The following is a 16,300-nucleotide window of genomic DNA, read 5'->3' on the forward strand; positions in this document are numbered from 1 at the left end:
CTTCCCCTCCCTCTAGCTTTTTCCCCCCCCCCCCCCCCCCCCCCCCCCCCCCCCCCCCCCCCCCCCCCCCCCCCCCCCCCCCCCCCCCCCCCCCCCGCCCCCGCGACGCCCCCGAGACACTCCCGCGACACTCCCGTGATGCCGCCGAGATGACTCCGAGATGCCTCCGCGACACCTCCCCCAAAACGTCGACGACGCCCAGTGATCCGGTCGCAGCTATAGCTGCTCCTACAGGAGTGTTACGGCGAGCCGCTGGCACCGGAGCCGGACGTGGCTTCGATGCGTGCTGATGCCGACTCGTTGTCCCGTGTAGCGTCGTCCGCCTTCTCCGCCGGCGCGCGACGCTGGAAGAAGGCGCTGCGGACCACGTCGAACTCGCTCATCGGGCTGTCGTCCGGACAGGTCGCGTCGGGGAATCCGAACTCTTCGCGCAGGGCCAGGCCGCAGTCGTTGAGCTCTTCGATGTCGCGATCCGGCATCTTGCACTGGCGGTCGAAGTTGCGCTGGAAGCCGTCGCGGCGGCGCACGAAATCTTCGCCGCACTTGCGCATCAGCTGCAGCCGGTCCAGATCGTCCTGCGCCGGGTTGGTGCCGTCCAGGCCGTATTCCAGCAGTTCGTCGGCGCTGAGCAGGCGCAGGTTGCGGTTGGGCACCGCCATCATCATGTCGGCCACCGCCACCGCCACGCCGTTGCGCGCGAGGTATTCCTTCACCCGTCCGTAAACGGCCTGCAGTTCCTCGTTGAGCTGAGCGCGCGAAGTCGCGGTGGAGCTCATGCGGATGATGCGGTGGATTCCCACCGGGCCCGAGATCATGCGCACGTCGCCGGCGCCGAGGATCAGCACGCAGGCGCTGTGGCAGTTCGCGCCCTCGCGCACCCAGATCGTCCAGCCGGACGCGCCGATGGCGTCGCCGGCCTTGATCGCGTCCTCCACCTGACCGCCGGTGGAATTGATATCGAGCACGCGCTTGCCGATGTCCATGCGGTCGGCGATCGCCGCCACCCGCTCCACCAGCGCGGTGAAGCCGGCGTTGATCTTGCCTTCGTAGCGCAGGCGCAGCAGGCCGACGTCCTGGCAGGGCTGGAGGGTATCGGCGACGTTGAGGAAGGACAGGTCGGTGAGCGGCTCGCCGTCGCCAATGGTCGCGTAGTCGAGTTCGCAGCTGATCGAGGCGTCGCCATCAACCAGGGCCGCCTCCGGCCAATCGGTACCCTTGCTGACGTCGTAGGGCTTGGGCGGTGCTTCCACCGGGGCGCTGATGAATTCGCCCATGCCGTTGGCCTCGGCGATCGCAACGGAGTCCGGTTCAGGGGCGGGTTCGGGCGGCTGGGCGCTGCAGCCGGCCAGCAGGGCACAGAGGGCGAGCGCGCGGAACAGGGTGGGCATGGGCGGGCGTGGTCGGGGTCCATCCCCAGTCTAGGGCCAGCCGGCGCACGGGAAGGGAATGCCGCGTGAACCCGCCATTGCGGCTCCCGTGGGGGTCACTCTGTGGAAGCCACTCCTGTGGGAGCAGCTCCTGTGGGAGCGGCTATAGCCGCGATAGAAGCTCCCACCCGGGCGGGAATCGCGGCTATAGCCGCTCCCACAAGGTCAGTGCACTCCCACAAGGTCAGTGGAAATCGCGGGATTCGGCGTGCAGGCCGCCGAGCAGCGGCGACAGGTCCTCGAGGTCGCCGGCGATCAGGTGCTCCACGCCATCCACCCGCTCCCAGCGCCCGCGCACCGCCAGCAGGGTCGAGCCCAGCAGCGCCTTGCGCCGGCGCTCGGCCACGCGCGGCCAGACCACCACGTTCACCATGCCGTGTTCGTCCTCCAGGGTGACGAAGATGGTGCCGCTGGCGGTCTGCGGCTTCTGTCGCTGGGTGACGATGCCGGCCACCGCCACGTGGCTGCCGTGGCGGCGGCCCTGCACTTCGTGCGAGGCCAGCAGGCGGCGCGCGCGCAGCTGGTCGCGCAGCAGTGCCAGCGGATGCGCGCGCAGGCTCAGGCCGAGCGTGCGGTAGTCGGACAGCACGTCCTCGCCAAGGCCGGGGGCCGGCAGTGCGACCAGGTCTTCGTCGGGACTGCCGGAAAGCAGCGGCCGCTGGCGCTCGATGCCGGCCACGGCCCAGCGCGCGTCGTGGCGGTGGCCGGCGAGCGACTGCAGCGCACCGGCATCGGCCAGCGCGGTACGGGCCTTGTCGTCGAGGCCGGCGCGGCGGCATAGGTCGGGGATGTCGCGGAAGGGCTGCTGTGCGCGGGCGGCGAGGATGGCGCGACCGACGGGTTCGGACAGGCCGCGGATTTCGCGCAGGCCGAGGCGGATGGCGGGACTTTCGATGATTCCATTCCTCGAACCCGCGCCCTCCTCCTCATCGCCCCTGTGGGAGCGGCTATAGCCGCTTCCACAGGGAGGCTGGGTGGTGGCCTGGACCAGGGTGCTGTCCCAGTCGCTGTGTGCCACGTCCACCGGCAGGAACTCCACGCCGGGCCGCGCGGCCTTGCCACGCCGCGCGTCCTGCACGATCTGGCTCGACGAGTAGAAGCCCATCGGCTGCGAGTTCAGCAGTGCGCAGGCGAAGGCCGCGGGCTCGTGGCGTTTCAGCCAGCAGCTGGCGTACACCAGTTTGGCGAAGGACGCGGCGTGGCTCTGCGGGAAGCCGTAGGAGCCGAAGCCCTTGATCTGCTCGAAGATCTGGTCGATGAACTCCGACGAATAGTTCTTCCTCTCCATCAGCTCGCGGATGCGCAGCCGGTGCGGCTCCATGTCGCCGCCGTGGCGCCAGGCGGCCATCGAGCGGCGCAGGCCGTCGGCTTCGCCGGGCGAATAGCCGGCGTGGATCACCAGCTCCATCACCTGCTCCTGGAACAGCGGCACGCCCAGGGTGGCACCGAGGATCTCTTCGATGCCCGGCGAGGGATAGGTCACCGGCTCCTGGCCCATGCGCCGGCGCAGGTAGGGATGCACCATGCCGCCCTGGATCGGCCCCGGCCGCACGATCGCCACTTCCACCACCAGGTCGTAGAACCGCTCCGGCTTCAGCCGCGGCAGCATCGTCATCTGCGCGCGCGACTCGATCTGGAACACGCCGACGGTGTCGGCGAGCTGGATCATGTCGTAGGTCGGCCCGTCTTCCCCGGGAATGGTCGCAAGCTCGAGGTCGCGGCCACGGTGCGCGCGCACCAGGTCCAGGGCCTTGCGGATGCAGGTCAGCATGCCCAGCGCCAGGCAGTCGACCTTGAGCAGGCCGAGCGCTTCAAGGTCGTCCTTCTCCCACTGGATGATGGTGCGATCGGCCATGGCGGCGTTCTCCACCGGCACCATCTGCCACAGCGGCGCATCGGAGATCACGAATCCGCCGACGTGCTGCGAGAGGTGCCGCGGCCTGCCGCGCAGCATCGCGGTGACCGCCAGGATGCGCGCGATGAGCGGGTTGTCGATGTCGAAGCCCACGTCCGCCAGGCGCCTGTCCATCGGCGTCTCGCCGTTGCCCCGGCCGAAGCAGCCGGCCAGCAGCGTGATCTGGTCGGGCGGCAGGCCGAAGGCCCTGGCCACGTCGCGCACCGCGCTTTTTCCCCGGTAACGGATCACGGTCGCGGCCAGCGCGGCGCGCTCGCGGCCGTACTTGCGGTAGACGTACTGCATCACCTCTTCGCGCCGCTCGTGCTCGAAGTCGACGTCGATGTCGGGCGGCTCGTTGCGCTCCTTCGACAGGAAGCGCGCCATCAGCAGGCGGCTCTCCGCCGGATCGACCGCGGTGATGCCGAGCGCGAAGCACACCGCCGAGTTGGCGGCCGAGCCGCGGCCCTGGCAGAGGATTCCCTGGCCGCGCGCGAAGCGGACGATGTCTTCGACGGTGAGGAAGAAGGCTTCGTAGGCGAGGTCGGCGATCAGCGCGAGCTCGTCCTCGATCTGCGCGGCGATCTTCGGCGGCACGCCTCGTGGCCAGCGCGTGCGCATGCCGGCTTCGGTGAGCGTGCGCAGGTGGCTGGCGGGCGTCTCGCCCTCGGGCACGAGTTCGGCGGGATAGCTGTACTTCACCTCGGCCATGGAGAAACGGCAGCGGCGCGCGAGCGCGGCGGCGTTGTCCAGCAGCGCGCGCGGATGGATGTTGCCAAGCGTGTAGCGGTGGCGCAGGTGGCGTTCGCCGTTGCGGAACAGGTGCGCGCCGGCCTCGGCCAGCGGCAGGCCGTGGCGGATGGCGACCAGGGTGTCCTGCAGCACGCGCTGGCGGCGGGTGGCCATGTGCACGTCGCCGGCGGCGAGTGGCGTGATGCCGAGGTCCGCGGCCATCGCCAGCAGTTGCCCGAGGCGCACGTCATCGTCCTCCTCGCGGTGCAGCTCGATGGCGAGGTGGGCGCGGTCGCCAAAGACGCGTCGCAGCCAGGCGCCCTCGCCCGCATCGGGCACGCGGCCGGGCAGCCACAGCGCAAAGAGTCCGCCCCTGGATTCCGCATCTGCTGCATCTGCTGCATCTGTAGGAGCAGCTATAGCTGCGATCCCGGCTACCACGCCTTTACGGGACACCGGGTCGCAGCTATAGCTGCTCCTACAGGAGGTGGCGGGGGAAGGTCGGGCTTCAATGTCAGCGCGGGAGAGACGGTATTCGCCCTTCGGCGCCGCGCGGCGGGCGATGGTGATGAGCCGGCACAGCTGCGCATAGCCCGCGGCATCCTCCACCAGAAGCACCATGCGCAGACCGTCGGCGAGGCGGAACTCCGCGCCCACCACCAGCTTCACACCGGTGAGCTTCGACGCTTCGTGCGCACGCACGATGCCCGCCAGCGAGCACTCGTCGGTGATCGCCAGCGCTTCGTAACCGCACTGCGCGGCGCGGGTGAACAGCTCTTCGGCGCTGGCCGCGCCACGCAGGAAGCTGAAGTCGGACAGGCAGTGCAGCTCCGCGTACGGCGGCAGGGATTCCTGCGCGGCGACAGCCTTTGTAGGAGCAGCTATAGCTGCGATCCCGGACACCGCGCCATCGCAGCTATAGCTGCTCCTACAGGATGGGTTGGTGGAATCGGGAGGAGCGGAATCGTGCCGGGGCTCGTTGGCGGCATCGGCCGCCGCTTCGAATTCCATCCGCATCTGCAGCTGCATCTGCCGCTGCATGCGCACGATGCGCGACGGACGCGCGCCAGGGGTATCGGCCGCCACGCCCGGCGGCAGGTCGTCGTGGTCGTCGTCGCGGCTCATGCGAACCAGCCGTGCAGCATCCAGTCGCCCTGCACGCCCGGCGGGGCGAAGGCCCAGGCGCGCTGGCCACGCGAGGTTTCCAGCACGTAGTAGTCGCGACGCGCATCGTCGCCGTCCCACCAGCCGCTTTCCAGGCGTTCGGGGCCGGAGACGATGCGCAGCCGCGGGTCGCGCAGCGGCACCGGACGCGGCAACAGCCAGGCGGGACGCAGCGGGCGAAGCGGTGCGGGCGTGGCGCAGGCCGCATCGCCATCCTCGCCCGAACCGGCCTGTCGCCAGGCGCGCTCGGGACGCGGGTCACCGGAAGGCGCGACGCGATGCACGGCTTCGTCGCCAAGCCGGGCGCGCAGTCGCTCACGCAGTCGTGGCCAGGGCACCGCCTGCGCCGGGCGGCTATCGAACAGGTCGCGTTCGGCCGGCACGAAGGGCGGCAGCTCGCGCGCCAGCAGGCGCACCGCCACCACCGGTGCCGGCAGCGCCGCCTGCTCCAGGCGGTTGCGGGTGAGCTCGAACAGCAGCGCCGCATCCCGTTCGGCCGCGAGCAGGCCCACCGGCACCTCGGTGAAGCGCACCGCGTCCTGCTGGACCTGGTCGGCCTCGTGCGAGGGCAGCGCGTGCCGCGCCTCGTGTTCAAGGCGCAGGGTGAAACGCTGCACGCCACCATCTCGGGCGGACAGGTAGGTGGCGAGGTCGGCGATCAAGCGGCGCAGCGGGAACAGCAGCGCCTGGTGGCTCTCGACTTCGAAACCGAGCTCGACGCGGCTGTCGAAACGGTCCGGCGGCGCGTACAGCTCGAGCGGATCGCCGGCCTCGCCGTGCAGGCGGTCGAGGTGCTGCAGCAACTCCACGTCGAAGCGCCGCCGCAGGCTGTCGCGCGGCAGCGTGCGCAGCGCGCCGAGCGTACGCACGCCCATGCGCTGCAGGCGCTCGCCGGCATTGCCCGGCAGCGCCGCGCGGCGCACCGGCACCCGTGCCAGCGCATCGCGCATCGGGCCTTCGGCGGTGACCGCAAAGCCGTCACGCAGCCCTGCGAACACGAGTGCCGCGCGCGGCGTCGGCGCCAGGGCGATGCGGTGGCTGAAGCCGAGTCCCTCGAGCTCCTCGCGCAGCCGCGCCTCGAAGCGCGGCCAAGGACCAAACAGGCGGAAGCTGGCGCGCACCTCGAGCACGATCGCGCCCGGCCACTGCGCACTGACCTGCGAGCTGTGCCGATACGCCCAGGCGGCGAGGAAGCGCTGCCAGCGCGCCTCCGACGCCGGGTCGTATTCGACCATCGCCACGTCGGACAGCAGCGCGTGCGCGGCCGACAGCCGCATGCCCGGCTTCAGCCCGGCGGCGGAGGCGCCCGCGTTGACCGCATGCAGATGCCGCAGCTGCGCCGGCCCCGAGACCAGCGCCAGCGGTCGCGACGGATCCGGCATCCGGCGAAGAACGGCGTCCAGCGCCAGCCGCGGCAGCGCGATGCAGGCCCAGAGCATGGCGGCCTCAGGGGCACACTGTGGGAGCGGCTACAGCCGCGATGGAGCGTCTGTCTGCACGGTCAGGGATGGAGGCGACTGCCTTGCATGTTGGAATCGCGGCTGTAGCCGCTCCCACAGAAGTCGCCGGTCCCACAAAGCTTGCTTCCCCGGGGGCTGCTGCCACAGAAGCTGCTTCCACAGGCAAGGGGACGGCGAAGGGGCGGGTGGGTGGATTGGCGCCGCGACATTTGCGCACGTGCCAGGCGCCCCCGCCTTCGCGGTCGCAGGCGTATTCCAGCCGCAGCGCCGCCGGCGAGGGATTGACCGCGTGCTTTGCATCGCGGAACGCGAAGCCCAGGCAATCGCCGCTGTCGGCCGCCACCTGCAGTCGGCGCAGCGCCTGGGCATCGGCCTGCAGCGGCCAGCCGAGCACCGCCGCGCAGGCCGCGCTGCGCAGGCACTGTTCGAAGGCCCACAGCGCGCCGCGCGCGTCGGCCTGGATGATTTCCAGATGCCGCAGGTCCACGCCCGCCGCCTGCCACGCCGGCGCATACGGCAGGTAGGGCGGCGCCACCAGGGCCACGATGCCGCCGGCCTGCGTCAGCCGCGCCAGCGTGGGCAGCAGCAGCGACAGCTCGCCGACGCCGTCTGCCGGCAGCAGCAGTTCGGTCAGCGCAGCGCGCGGCCAGCCGCCCTGCGGCAGCAGCGCATCGAGCGCCGCATGGCCGGTGGGTTCACCGTCGGCCGCCACCGCCGGCGCACGCCCGGCACGCCACACCGTGCGTGCCGAAAGCATGGCGTCGATGTCGGGCAGCGCCCTCATTCCGTGCGCACCAGCCCGCAGTACAGGCCCTCGATGGCGAAGTCCGCACCTGGCGGCACCTCGATGGGTGCGTAGTCCGGATTGCGCGGCAGCAGCCGCAGCCGCGAACGCGTGCGCTCCAGGCGCTTGATGGTGATCTCGCCGTCGATGCGCGCCACCACCACCTGGCCGCTGCGCGCATCGCTGGCGCGCTGCACCGCCACCAGGTCGCCGTCGAAGATGCCGTCGTCGCGCATCGAGTCGCCCCTCACCCGCAGCAGGTAATCGGGCTTGCTGGAGAAGAGCGCGCGGTCGAGCAGCACGTGGCGCTCTACTCCGGCATCGGCCCCGATCGGCGAACCCGCGGCCACCCGGCCCAGCACCGGCAGCTCCAAGCGGTCGTCGCGGACCTTCAGCCGCGTGCCCGGGACGTGGCGCGTGCGCCCTGCCCGGCCCGCCGCGCCCGCTGCGCCGATGCCCTGCGCCATGCCGCCCACCACCCGGATCCCGCGCGCCTCGTTCGGCCGCACCTCCAGGTAGCCCGCCTGCTGCAGCCGGCGCACGTGCTTGTGCGCCGCGCAGGCCTGGCGGAAGCCGAAGGCGTCGGCGATCTGCTGCAGCGTGGGCGGTGCGCCCTCGGCCCCGGAATGGGCCTGGATGAAGCCGAGCACGTCGCGCTGTCGGGGAGTGAGGTCGTCGGTCATGGGTAAAAATCTATTTACCTTGGCGGACATAAGCAAGCCCGGCTGTCGGACGGATTCCAACCGGCTTCGGTCTCAGGGAGCGAGACCTCCCCGGGATCAACGACTTGGGCGAGACACCTCAGGCGGCGCGACAGATCCTCAACAGCCCGCGTACTTCCAGTTCCGCGTCTTCCCCTCCGCGATCCACTCCACCGCCTGCGCCACGCGCCGGCGCAGTTCCTCCAGGATCGGCCGGGCGAAGTCCGCCTGGCGGGCGATGTAGGCATCGATGCGCGGGTCACGGCTGGTCATGGTGATTTCCGGTCGGCGGGCTGGCCTGGTCCCGCAGCGCCAGCCGCTCCGGCCTGAGCGCACCGCTGCTGTAGGCCAGCTGGATCATTTCCTCGAAGAAATCCACCTTCGCCGCAGTGCTCAGCGCCACCCACTGCTTCAGCTGGAGGCGCTCGAGCGCGGCGAAGTCCAGGGACTCGTCAGCGGCCATACATAACCCCGGGGTCCTGGTCGCGGATTGTCCGCAGTTTGGCGATGTCTTCACGATCACGCTCCCGCCCGGTCTCCTGCTTCATCCGGATGAGGTGTTCGATGCTGGCGACCGGCACGGACACACCGTCCAGATCCTTTCGCACGGCATCCCGGAGAAGATCGCCGAAATCGACAGGCTCATGGATGAACACGTCCACGGACCGGAGCGGGTTCGCCGGATCCCAGAGGGGGAACACCAGCATGTTCCGCTGCTGCCATTCCGCGCGCTTTCCCGGATCGCAGAAGTCCTCCATTGCCACCGGCAACCTCGGCCGCAGACCGATGCTCCCCAAGGCTGTCATGGCCCGTCCGGCGTTGACCGGTGACAGACCGACCGCCAAGTCCAGGTCCGCCGTGGCCCGCAGATAGCCATGCAAGATCACGGCAAGCCCGCCCACGACCACATAGTCGGCCCCGGCGTCGTTGAGCGCACTGAAAATCTGGCGGACGTTGAAAGCCATGGCCGAACTATAAATGAGCGAGCTGACCGCGGTGTCCGGATCACCTCGCCCCAAACCCCGCCAGCTTCAGCCCCAGCCACACCGCGGCGATCCCCAGCACCACGCTGCCGCCGGCGTACAGCGCGGCGGTCGCGACCTCGCCCCGGCGGAGCAGATACACCGCCTCCAGGCCGAAGGCCGAGAACGTGGTGAAACCGCCCAGCAGTCCGGTGAACAGGAACAGCCGCGCGTCGGGCCCGAAGGCCTCATGGCGTTCGGCCAGGCCCGCCAGCACGCCCACCGTCAGGCAGCCGAGCACGTTCACGGCGAAGGTGCTGAACGGGAAGCGCTCCTGCACCGTCAGGTGCAGCACCAGCCCGCCGAGCTTGTAGCGCGCGACCGCGCCGAGGAAACCGCCGAGGCCGACCAGCAGGACCGGATGCATGTCAGCGCTCCACCGCCAGCGGCCGCACATGTTCCAGCAGCGCCAGCAGCGTCCGCCCCGGTTCCTCCCACGGGATCATGTGCGCGGAGTGCTCGAACCAGACCGCGCGCTTGTATGGCGCCTGCACCTGTTCCAGCCACGCCGCGGTCGGCACCGAGGGCGTGGTGTAGTCGTGGCGGCCGAGGAACATCAGCACCGGGATCGGGAACTCGTGCACGCCGCTGAAATCCACCTGCAGGAACTCGTCCAGTACGTGCTTGAGCGTGAACACGTTGCCGGCGAAGAACGCGCGCCGGTCCTCGCAGTCGTAGGCGGGCGACAGCAGCGAGGCACCGTAGTAGTAATCCTGCTCCGCGTCGCGGTAGGCATTGAGGCCGCCGTAGTGCTGCGGCCATTTGCGCGCAATGATGATCCGTTCCCGCGTGATCGGCGCATCGCCCGGATACGGCGCGATCGACTCCAGCTCGGCGACTGCCGCGGCATTGCCCTCCGCGCGCGCCCGCTCCAGCCCGTACTCGAAGCTCAGCCGTTCGTTGCGCCGGGTGTCGATGACCTGGCCGATGCCGACGTAGGCGTGGAACAGGTCCGGCCGCCGCAGCGCCGCGTGCATCGCCACCACCGTGCCCCAGCTGTGCGCGGCCAGCACCAGCTTGTCCTTGCCGTAGCGCGCGCGCAGGTGCTCGGCCACCTCGATGGCATCACTGACGAAGCGGTCGATGGCCATGTCGCCGGCGACCGCGTCCGGGTCGTTGGCGCGGTGGGTCTTGCCGGCGCCGCGCTGGTCGTAATGGGCGACGGTGAAGAACTCCTCCACCGGCCGCTGCCACTGCCACGCGCTCGGCATCGCCGGCGACGACGGCCCGCCGTGCACGAACAGGATCATCGGGTTCGCACGGTCCTTGCCGCGCACCTGGATCCACTGCTCGATGCCGCCGATGCGCTCGGCGTAGGTGTCCTGCACGCTGGCGGGCGTGACGATGCGCTGCAGGTCGGCGACCACCGCGCGGGCCTTGTCGAAGGACTCGCCGGAGGGACAGGCCGGCTGGGCGTGGGCGGACAGGGGCAGCGCGAGGAACAGCAGGGCGGCAAGCAGTCGCGTCATGACGAGGTTCCGTACGGTGGAGTGCAAAGCCTACTGCGTCACCCCGCCGTCGCCCCAGCGTTGCCGCCTGCTATCCCGTCGCGAGGCGGAGACCAGGCCATGTGCAGGGTGCCGTCGATCTCCGCCTCGATGGTGAAGCCGAGGCGCGCGTAGAGCCGCCGCGCGGGATTGTCCGCATAGACCCGCAGCTGCAGCCGCGGATGGCCGCGCTGGACAGCGAGCCCCTGCGCCTGCCGCACCGCCCAGCCGCCGATGCCCTTGCCCTGGCGTGACGGCACCACCTGCAGGTCGCGCAGGCCGAGCGCCTCGTCTTCGGGCAGCAGCCGCAGCAAGCCGACCGGGTCGTCGCCGGCCAGGATCATGAGGTTCTCGAATTCCATCCAACTGGCACGGAAGCGCTGCGGAACCCAGGCGATGCCGCGTGCGGCGAGGTAGCCCGCCATGTTGCTGCGGCTGAGGTGTTCGCAGAAGGCGAAGTCGTGCGCGGCGGCGAGGTGGAGCCGGAAGCTCATCGAAGCCTCATGTCCCTTGCTGCTGGCGCTGCCGGAGCGCCGCAACGGAGCCCGAGACCAGCTGCTCCAGCACATCGGTATCGACGTCGGAGAGCCGGCGGATGGACAGGCAGGCCTTGCCCATCTTGTGGCGCCCGAGCCGCGCGAGCAGGTCCGCCTGGTCCGGGCCCTCCGCCATGAGGTAAACGCTGATGTCGCTCTTGCGCGACGAAAAGCCGGTGACCGCCATGTCGCCTTCGCGGCCGCTCGCGTACCGGTAGTGGTAGGTGTCGAAGCCGACGATGCTGGTGCCCCACATGGCCGCCGGCTTGCCGGTGATCCTGGCCATCATGGCGAGGAGCGCCTGGCAGTCTTCGCGACGCTGCTCATCGTCGATGGCGGCGAGGAACGTGGAGACGCTCGCCTCCGTCGGCTTGGTCTTGTTCTCGCTCATGGTGTCTCGAACTCCGTTGGCATCGGGTGCGACGACGGGCCGCCAGCGTCAGAATGAACTGTCAGCCGCTGATGCGCCCGACCAGGTATGCAAGAAGACCGGACTTGTGAAGCCAGGCAACCGCGGCCAGGTTGAAGACGACAGTAGCCAAGAAGACGAGCTGGAACGACGGCTTCACGGTCTTGTGGCGGAACTGTTGCTGGGCGATCAGCGCGCCGGGCCACCCTCCGAAAAGGTCTGCAAGGTGGAGGCTGGCTTCCGGGGTGCGTTGCGCATCGCTTTGCGCCGCGATCTTGTCCGACCTGTACATGAAGTACGACAGGACGCTCAACGCGAAGTACGCGACGATCAACAGCGCCGGGACCAGGCCGATGACAGCAGCGGCCACACCTCCCGACAACGCGCACAGACCAAGAGCCGCCCTTGGCATCCGGGAAGGAGCGCGCCGCACTTCGATTCTCTGGCCGGCGTGACGCACCTGCCGCGCGTTGGTCCGCCCCTGCGCGTCAATTTTGGGGAGGTAGGAGATCATGTCGCCGACAACGGGCCGGCGCGAGCCCCGCTGGAACTCGTTGATATGGACGAATGCGCGAGTACCGCCACCATGGGGCACTACGAAGCCGAAGCCCTTGTCGTCGTTCCAGTCCGTGATCCGGCCTGCATGTCGTATTGGTGCTTCCATCAGCGAACTCGAGGTGCGGGCGCTGTATCACGCCCGGTCGAAACGCACCGGCTTGGGGCCGCGGTTCCGAGAGCGGACCACGACCGTGCTGGCCAGCTTGTCGTGCCAGCCCTGCTTCTTCGGATCGAATGCGACCCAGATGATCCCCAAGAACAGCGGGATCATGGAAATGAAGTATGCGAGGTAGCGCCCGATCGCCTGGCCCACGCTCATCGGATTTCCGGTCTGCGCATCCACAACGCGGGCGGACACGACCATCTTTCCGGGCGTGGCCTGCTTGTACAGCCAGAACAGGATCACCGCGACGAACGGCATGACCCAGGAAATCAGGAACTCCGCAGGAAAGGTGATCGGCCGCTCGAACATGTAGTCCTGCTCGGGCGTCGGGTGCGGCGCATCCACGTCAAGCAGGCGGCAGAGGTCGATCAGGAAGCTCTGCGAGGTGGACAGCTCGGAGGCGGCGACGCCTTGCCAGCGGTCGATGAAGGCATCCGTGGCAGCGTTGCTGGCTGCGGGCGAAAGGTTGCTGTCGTCCGGCACCGGGGCCCCCCTGCCCTGCGCGTCCTGCGATGCCGCAAGCATACGGCAAGCAAAGGCCCGACAATGCGTGCCGGCCGCACCCGCGTCACGGCCCAGCGGGCACACGGAGTCGAACGCACTTGGACATCCTGAAAATCCTCGGTCTCTTCATCGCCACCGCGCTGGCCGAGATCATCGGCTGCTATCTCCCTTACCTGTGGCTCAGGCAGGACCGCTCGGCTTGGCTGCTGGTGCCGGCGGCGCTCAGCCTGGCGTTGTTTGCGTGGCTGCTCACCCTGCATCCGCAGGCCGCGGGGCGCGTGTACGCGGCCTATGGCGGCGTCTACATCAGCGTCGCGCTGGCGTGGCTGTGGGCGGTGGATTCGGTGCGGCCCACGCTCACCGACTGGATCGGCGTCGGCTTCTGCCTGGTCGGCATGGGCATCATCATGCTCGGCGCGAGGCCCGCCTGAGCGCTCACCGGACCGCGGTACCGCCTGCTTCTTCAACGGCACCGGACTCGCGGGCCAGGCGACGCGCCTCGTCCGCACCCTTCCGCTCGCTGTAGCGATCGACCAAGTAGTCGCTGCGCCCGCGCACCATCAAGGTGAACTTCACCAGCTCTTCCATGACGTCCACGACGCGGTCGTAGAAGGGGGACGCGCGCATGCGGCCGGCGTCATCGAACTCCTGCCAGGCCTTGGCCACCGATGACTGGTTGGGGATGGTCACCATCCGCATCCAGCGCCCGAGCAGGCGCAGCGCGTTGACCACGTTGAACGACTGCGATCCGCCGCAGACCTGCATCACCGCAAGCGTGCGGCCCTGCGTCGGCCGCACGCTGCCGTCCTCGAGCGGAAGCCAGTCGATCTGGTTCTTGAACACGCCGGTGACACTGCCGTGCCGCTCGGGCGACACCCACACCTGGCCTTCCGACCACTGCGACCACTCGCGCAGCTGCCGCACCTTGGGATGGTCACGGTCGACGCTGTCCAGCAGCGGCAGGCCGTGCGGGTCGAACACCCGGGTTTCGGCGCCGAGGTGCTTCAGGATGCGCTCGGCCTCCAGCGCCAGCTTGTGGCTGAAGGACTGGGGCCGGAGCGAGCCGTAGAGCAGCAGGATGCGGGGCGCGGGCGCGCCGGCGCCAAGCAGGTCGTGCCGCGGGGCCGGGAGGAGGCCGGGCACCAGGTTCGGGAGAGTGGCCGCTTGGGCGGCTTGCTGATCGATATTCATTCGACTATTCTACAAATATGGAAACGAATCAGGCAATAGCCGCTTTGACCGCGCTGGGCCACGCCACGCGCCTGTCCGCCTTCCGGCTGCTGGTCCAAGCCGGTCCCGATGGCCGCATGGCCGGGGAGATCGCGGAAGCGCTGGCGGTGCCTGGTGCCACGCTGTCATTCCATCTGAAGGAGTTGGTGCATGCCGGCCTGGTGAGCAGCGAGAACCGTGGCCGCAATGTCTGCTACCGCGCCAACTTCGATGCCATGAACGGGCTTGTCGCCTACCTGACCCACAACTGCTGCGCGGATTCGGCCGATGAAACCTGTGCGCCCGGTCCGTTGGCGGTCCGCGCGTGCTGATCGCAACCACTGTCCATTCCTCACCACCTGGATCCAACCGATGAAACGTCGCGTCCTGTTTCTCTGCACCGGCAACTCGGCCCGCAGCGTGTTGGCAGAGGCCACGCTTCGCGCGTGGGGCGGCCACCGCTTCGAGGTCTTCAGTGCCGGCAGCCAGCCTGCCGGCACGGTCAATCCGTACGCGCTCGGCCAACTGGCGGCCGACGGCATTGCCACCGTCGGGCTGCGCAGCAAGTCCTGGGACGAGTTCGCGACCGCGAACGCGGCACCGATGAACCTGGTGGTGACGGTCTGCGACTCGGCCGCGGCCGAAACCTGCCCGGTCGTCTTCGGAGATTTCCTGCGGACGCACTGGGGGTTGCCGGATCCGGCGGCGGTCGAGGGTGACGATGGCGCCAGGCGCGAAGCCTTCCGCCAAGCCCACCGCATCGTCAAGGCGCGCCTGCAAGCGCTGCTGGCGCTGCCGGCCGATGTCTGGGACGACCGCGCGAAGCTGAAGCAGGCGCTCGACCGCATCGGATTCGTGGAGCCCGACGACGCGGCCGCCGGGGCCTGATCCATGCTGACCGCACTGCTGATCTTCGTCGCCACGATCGTGCTGGTGATCTGGCAGCCGAAAGGCCTGGGCGTCGGCTGGAGCGCGACCTTCGGCGCGGTGCTCGCCCTGCTGACCGGCGTGGTCGAGCTTTCCGACATCCCCACCGTCTGGGGCTTCGTGTGGAACGCCACCTTCACCTTCATCGCCCTGATCGTGATCAGCCTGATCCTCGACGAGGCGGGCTTCTTCGAATGGGTGGCGCTGCACGTGGCGCGCTGGGGCAAGGGCAATGGACGCCGGCTGTTCGCCTTGCTCGTGCTGTTCGGCGCCGCGACGGCGGCCCTGTTCGCCAACGACGGCGCAGCGCTGATCCTCACGCCGATCGTGATCGCCATGCTGCTGGCGCTGAAGTTCAGCCCGGCGGCCACGCTGGCCTTCGTGATGGCAGCCGGCTTCATCGCCGACACCGCCAGCCTTCCGCTGGTCGTGTCCAACCTGGTCAATATCGTTTCGGCGGACTACTTCGGCATCGGCTTCGCGGACTACGCCTCGGTCATGGTGCCGGTGAACCTGGTCTCCGTCGCGGCGTCGCTGGGCATGCTGATGTGGTTCTTCCGCCGCGACATCCCGGCGGGCTATGAGGCTGCCGGACTGAAGGCGCCGCGCTCGGCGATCGTCGACACCATGACCTTCAAGGCCGGCTGGGCGGTACTGGCCCTGCTGCTGGTGGGCTTCTTCGGACTGGAGCGGATCGGCATTCCCATCAGCGCGGTAGCGGGCACCGGCGCCCTGCTCCTGTTCGGCGTGGCGGCACGCGGGCACCGGATATCGACACGCAAGGTGATCAGGGAAGCACCGTGGCAGATCGTGGTGTTCTCGCTCGGCATGTACCTGGTGGTCTACGGCCTGCGCAACCAGGGGCTCACCGACCACCTGGCGAAGCTGTTGGATCTGTTCGCCGGATACGGCGTGTGGGGCGCGACGTTCGGCACCGGCCTGCTGATCGCCCTGCTGTCCTCGGTCATGAACAACCTGCCGACGGTGCTGGTCGGCGCGCTCTCCATCGACGCCAGCCATGCAGAAGGCACCGTGCGCGAAGCGATGGTCTACGCCAACGTGATCGGCAGCGACCTGGGGCCGAAGTTCACCCCGATCGGGAGCCTGGCGACGCTGCTCTGGCTGCACGTGCTGGCGCGCAGGGATATCCGGATCACCTGGGGGTATTACTTCAAGGTCGGCGTGGTGCTGACGCTTCCGGTGCTGCTGGTCACCTTGGCGGCCCTGGCACTGCGCTTGGGCGCGGGCGTTGCGTAGCCACGCGACAACCGCCTGCGAACGCATGCTCGAGGGCGACGTGAAATACCGCTCCGCCATCGGGTT

At 69.3% G+C, this 16,300-nt stretch carries 18 protein-coding genes and 1 pseudogene; 4 read left to right on the top strand and 15 right to left on the bottom strand.

Annotated elements, in window-relative coordinates:
- Window positions 1-239 precede the first annotated feature (239 nt).
- The 14 genes and pseudogenes from WCD84_RS01650 to WCD84_RS01715 all read right to left on the bottom strand — a co-directional run bounded on the left by WCD84_RS01650 (window position 240) and on the right by WCD84_RS01715 (window position 12,820).
- Window positions 240-1,388: a COG3904 family protein gene (locus tag WCD84_RS01650; protein ID WP_343253723.1), complete on the bottom strand. Its 1,149-nt coding sequence runs from the start codon at window positions 1,386-1,388 to the stop codon at window positions 240-242.
- Window positions 1,389-1,611: 223 nt separating this feature from the next.
- Window positions 1,612-5,178 (bottom strand): error-prone DNA polymerase, encoded by a 3,567-nt coding sequence (locus tag WCD84_RS01655; protein ID WP_449280045.1) that lies wholly within the window; start codon window positions 5,176-5,178, stop codon window positions 1,612-1,614.
- Window positions 5,175-6,656 carry a Y-family DNA polymerase gene (locus tag WCD84_RS01660; protein WP_343280202.1) on the bottom strand — a complete coding sequence of 494 codons (1,482 nt, stop codon included), beginning with the start codon at window positions 6,654-6,656 and terminating at the stop codon, window positions 5,175-5,177. Before WCD84_RS01660 ends, WCD84_RS01655 begins: the two co-directional genes overlap by 4 nt.
- 199 nt (window positions 6,657-6,855) lie before the next feature.
- Window positions 6,856-7,461, bottom strand: a pseudogene (gene imuA, locus WCD84_RS01665) (translesion DNA synthesis-associated protein ImuA); the annotation flags it as partial.
- On the bottom strand, window positions 7,458-8,144 hold the full coding sequence (lexA, locus tag WCD84_RS01670; protein WP_343280203.1) for a transcriptional repressor LexA: 687 nt from the start codon (window positions 8,142-8,144) through the stop codon (window positions 7,458-7,460). The pseudogene imuA and the gene lexA, both read right to left, overlap by 4 nt.
- Before the next feature lie 138 nt (window positions 8,145-8,282).
- On the bottom strand, window positions 8,283-8,435 hold the full coding sequence (locus WCD84_RS01675; protein ID WP_343280204.1) for a hypothetical protein: 153 nt from the start codon (window positions 8,433-8,435) through the stop codon (window positions 8,283-8,285).
- Window positions 8,422-8,625: a hypothetical protein gene (locus tag WCD84_RS01680; protein WP_343253732.1), complete on the bottom strand. Its 204-nt coding sequence runs from the start codon at window positions 8,623-8,625 to the stop codon at window positions 8,422-8,424. Before WCD84_RS01680 ends, WCD84_RS01675 begins: the two co-directional genes overlap by 14 nt.
- Complete coding sequence (locus WCD84_RS01685) at window positions 8,615-9,127, bottom strand: hypothetical protein (RefSeq protein ID WP_343253733.1); 513 nt, start codon at window positions 9,125-9,127, stop codon at window positions 8,615-8,617. The genes WCD84_RS01680 and WCD84_RS01685 overlap by 11 nt, the downstream gene beginning before the upstream one ends.
- Before the next feature lie 40 nt (window positions 9,128-9,167).
- Entirely contained in the window at window positions 9,168-9,551 is a 384-nt protein-coding gene (gene crcB / locus WCD84_RS01690; RefSeq protein ID WP_343253734.1) for a fluoride efflux transporter CrcB, read from the bottom strand.
- 1 nt (window position 9,552) lies between these two features.
- Entirely contained in the window at window positions 9,553-10,653 is a 1,101-nt protein-coding gene (locus WCD84_RS01695) for an alpha/beta fold hydrolase (protein ID WP_343280205.1), read from the bottom strand.
- Between the two features lie 38 nt (window positions 10,654-10,691).
- Window positions 10,692-11,165: a GNAT family N-acetyltransferase gene (locus WCD84_RS01700; RefSeq protein ID WP_343280206.1), complete on the bottom strand. Its 474-nt coding sequence runs from the start codon at window positions 11,163-11,165 to the stop codon at window positions 10,692-10,694.
- Window positions 11,166-11,172: 7 nt separating this feature from the next.
- Window positions 11,173-11,598, bottom strand: a complete 426-nt coding sequence (locus WCD84_RS01705) for a DUF1801 domain-containing protein (RefSeq protein ID WP_343253737.1) — start codon at window positions 11,596-11,598, stop codon at window positions 11,173-11,175.
- Between the two features lie 61 nt (window positions 11,599-11,659).
- Window positions 11,660-12,280 carry a cold shock and DUF1294 domain-containing protein gene (locus WCD84_RS01710; protein WP_343253738.1) on the bottom strand — a complete coding sequence of 207 codons (621 nt, stop codon included), beginning with the start codon at window positions 12,278-12,280 and terminating at the stop codon, window positions 11,660-11,662.
- Window positions 12,281-12,307: 27 nt separating this feature from the next.
- Window positions 12,308-12,820, bottom strand: a complete 513-nt coding sequence (locus tag WCD84_RS01715) for an RDD family protein (protein WP_343280207.1) — start codon at window positions 12,818-12,820, stop codon at window positions 12,308-12,310.
- Window positions 12,821-12,948: 128 nt separating this feature from the next.
- Here WCD84_RS01715 and WCD84_RS01720 point away from each other — a divergent pair, with 128 nt between their 5' ends.
- Complete coding sequence (locus WCD84_RS01720; RefSeq protein ID WP_343253862.1) at window positions 12,949-13,272, top strand: YnfA family protein; 324 nt, start codon at window positions 12,949-12,951, stop codon at window positions 13,270-13,272.
- Window positions 13,273-13,276: 4 nt separating this feature from the next.
- Here WCD84_RS01720 and arsH read toward each other — a convergent pair whose 3' ends face one another.
- The gene (gene arsH, locus WCD84_RS01725) at window positions 13,277-14,032 is read right to left on the bottom strand and encodes an arsenical resistance protein ArsH (protein ID WP_343280208.1); all 756 of its coding nucleotides are present in this window, start codon (window positions 14,030-14,032) and stop codon (window positions 13,277-13,279) included.
- A 17-nt stretch (window positions 14,033-14,049) separates the two neighbouring features.
- On the opposite strand from arsH, the gene WCD84_RS01730 reads away from it, so the two are divergent.
- The 3 genes from WCD84_RS01730 to WCD84_RS01740 are packed head-to-tail and all read left to right on the top strand — an operon-like array spanning window position 14,050 to window position 16,234.
- Window positions 14,050-14,382 (top strand): ArsR/SmtB family transcription factor, encoded by a 333-nt coding sequence (locus tag WCD84_RS01730; RefSeq protein WP_343280209.1) that lies wholly within the window; start codon window positions 14,050-14,052, stop codon window positions 14,380-14,382.
- A gap of 40 nt (window positions 14,383-14,422) precedes the next feature.
- Window positions 14,423-14,938: an arsenate reductase ArsC gene (locus WCD84_RS01735; RefSeq protein ID WP_343280210.1), complete on the top strand. Its 516-nt coding sequence runs from the start codon at window positions 14,423-14,425 to the stop codon at window positions 14,936-14,938.
- 3 nt (window positions 14,939-14,941) lie between these two features.
- Window positions 14,942-16,234 (top strand): arsenic transporter, encoded by a 1,293-nt coding sequence (locus tag WCD84_RS01740; protein WP_343253743.1) that lies wholly within the window; start codon window positions 14,942-14,944, stop codon window positions 16,232-16,234.
- Window positions 16,235-16,300 lie beyond the last annotated feature (66 nt).

Origin of the sequence: Luteimonas changyuni (genome assembly GCF_039548395.1) — a bacterium.
Lineage (GTDB): Bacteria > Pseudomonadota > Gammaproteobacteria > Xanthomonadales > Xanthomonadaceae > Luteimonas.

Bases quoted from the DNA above. Each gene is read 5' to 3' on its own strand.
- WCD84_RS01650 (WP_343253723.1), bottom strand. From the start codon at position 1,388: ATGCCCACCCTGTTCCGCGCGCTCGCCCTCTGTGCCCTGCTGGCCGGC.
- WCD84_RS01655 (WP_449280045.1), bottom strand. From the start codon at position 5,178: ATGAGCCGCGACGACGACCACGACGACCTGCCGCCGGGCGTGGCGGCC.
- WCD84_RS01660 (WP_343280202.1), bottom strand. From the start codon at position 6,656: ATGCTCTGGGCCTGCATCGCGCTGCCGCGGCTGGCGCTGGACGCCGTT.
- lexA (WP_343280203.1), bottom strand. From the start codon at position 8,144: ATGACCGACGACCTCACTCCCCGACAGCGCGACGTGCTCGGCTTCATC.
- WCD84_RS01675 (WP_343280204.1), bottom strand. From the start codon at position 8,435: ATGACCAGCCGTGACCCGCGCATCGATGCCTACATCGCCCGCCAGGCG.
- WCD84_RS01680 (WP_343253732.1), bottom strand. From the start codon at position 8,625: ATGGCCGCTGACGAGTCCCTGGACTTCGCCGCGCTCGAGCGCCTCCAG.
- WCD84_RS01685 (WP_343253733.1), bottom strand. From the start codon at position 9,127: ATGGCTTTCAACGTCCGCCAGATTTTCAGTGCGCTCAACGACGCCGGG.
- crcB (WP_343253734.1), bottom strand. From the start codon at position 9,551: ATGCATCCGGTCCTGCTGGTCGGCCTCGGCGGTTTCCTCGGCGCGGTC.
- WCD84_RS01695 (WP_343280205.1), bottom strand. From the start codon at position 10,653: ATGACGCGACTGCTTGCCGCCCTGCTGTTCCTCGCGCTGCCCCTGTCC.
- WCD84_RS01700 (WP_343280206.1), bottom strand. From the start codon at position 11,165: ATGAGCTTCCGGCTCCACCTCGCCGCCGCGCACGACTTCGCCTTCTGC.
- WCD84_RS01705 (WP_343253737.1), bottom strand. From the start codon at position 11,598: ATGAGCGAGAACAAGACCAAGCCGACGGAGGCGAGCGTCTCCACGTTC.
- WCD84_RS01710 (WP_343253738.1), bottom strand. From the start codon at position 12,280: ATGGAAGCACCAATACGACATGCAGGCCGGATCACGGACTGGAACGAC.
- arsH (WP_343280208.1), bottom strand. From the start codon at position 14,032: ATGAATATCGATCAGCAAGCCGCCCAAGCGGCCACTCTCCCGAACCTG.
- WCD84_RS01730 (WP_343280209.1), top strand. From the start codon at position 14,050: ATGGAAACGAATCAGGCAATAGCCGCTTTGACCGCGCTGGGCCACGCC.
- WCD84_RS01735 (WP_343280210.1), top strand. From the start codon at position 14,423: ATGAAACGTCGCGTCCTGTTTCTCTGCACCGGCAACTCGGCCCGCAGC.
- WCD84_RS01740 (WP_343253743.1), top strand. From the start codon at position 14,942: ATGCTGACCGCACTGCTGATCTTCGTCGCCACGATCGTGCTGGTGATC.